1 protein-coding gene is annotated in these 1,045 nt (G+C 56.1%); it reads left to right on the top strand.

All coding sequences use genetic code 11. From position 1 onward, the window contains the following. A partial coding sequence (locus INT12_RS30465; protein ID WP_193041235.1) for an IS110 family transposase occupies positions 1-921 on the top strand: 921 nt, incomplete at its 5' end. Positions 922-1,045 lie beyond the last annotated feature (124 nt).

Below are 1,045 nucleotides of genomic sequence, written 5' to 3'. Positions count from 1 at the left end.
GCGCAGATGATGCAGTTTTTCGGCAATGTGCCGAGCTGTGTCGTGGTGATGGAGGCCTGTGCAGGGTCGCATTTTGTCGCTCGCCAACTGATGGCGATGGGACACACGGCCAAGCTGATTTCCCCGCAGTTCGTTAAGCCCTTCGTCAAGGGCAACAAAAATGACTTCGTCGACGCTGAGGCGATCTGTGAAGCCGCTTCCCGCCCATCCATGCGCTTCGTTACGCCTAAAACCGAATCCCAGCAAACCCTGTCTGTGCTGCATCGGATGCGCGAATCGTTGGTGCATGACCGCACCAAAACGGCTAATCAGATGCACGGTTTTCTGTTGGAGTTTGGAATCAGCCTGCCCAAGGGATTGGCCATCATGAAGCGTTTGGCGAGCGTTTTGGCCGAGCACGAATTACCCGTTCGTCTGACGGTCTTATTGCAGCGCCTGCACGATCACTTCGTCTATCTGGATGAGCAAATCAAAGCGCTGGATAAAGAACTGGCGGGCCAACTGGCCAACGATGATCTGGGCAGTCGTTTGCTGAGCATGCCGTGTGTCGGCCCGATCACCGCCAGCCTGCTGGCTGTGGAGATGGGCGATGGTAAACAGTACCGATGCGGTCGCGACTTTGCCGCCTCCGTTGGCTTAGTGCCCAGGCAGTACAGCACGGGCGGCAAGGCCAATCTGCTGGGGATCAGCAAGCGGGGTGACAAGCATCTGCGACAACTGTTGGTGCAGTGTTCCAGGGTCTATATGCAGAGGCTGGATCACCAGAAAGGCGCTCTGGCTGACTGGGTTAAAACCTTGCTCAGTCGACGACATTCAAATGTCGTGGCCTGTGCCCTGGCTAACAAACTGGCGCGTATCGCTTGGGCGATAGCCGCTCGCCATACGCAATATGAAGCAGGGCCAGACGCTTTGAACGCCTGACCCTGCAGTTGTTGCAGTACCACGATTCACCCTTCAGGTTTTGCGATAGCTGAACAACAGATGATGTGAACGGCACACCGGCCTGGCGAAGATCCTGACATAAAAATCGGCTTCAGAAGCCGAC

It is taken from the genome of Pseudomonas sp. K8 (genome assembly GCF_014889455.1).
Classification (GTDB): domain Bacteria; phylum Pseudomonadota; class Gammaproteobacteria; order Pseudomonadales; family Pseudomonadaceae; genus Aquipseudomonas; species Aquipseudomonas veronii.
The sequence above is the reverse complement of the archived record's forward strand: the minus strand, read 5'-3'. Positions and strand labels throughout refer to the sequence as shown.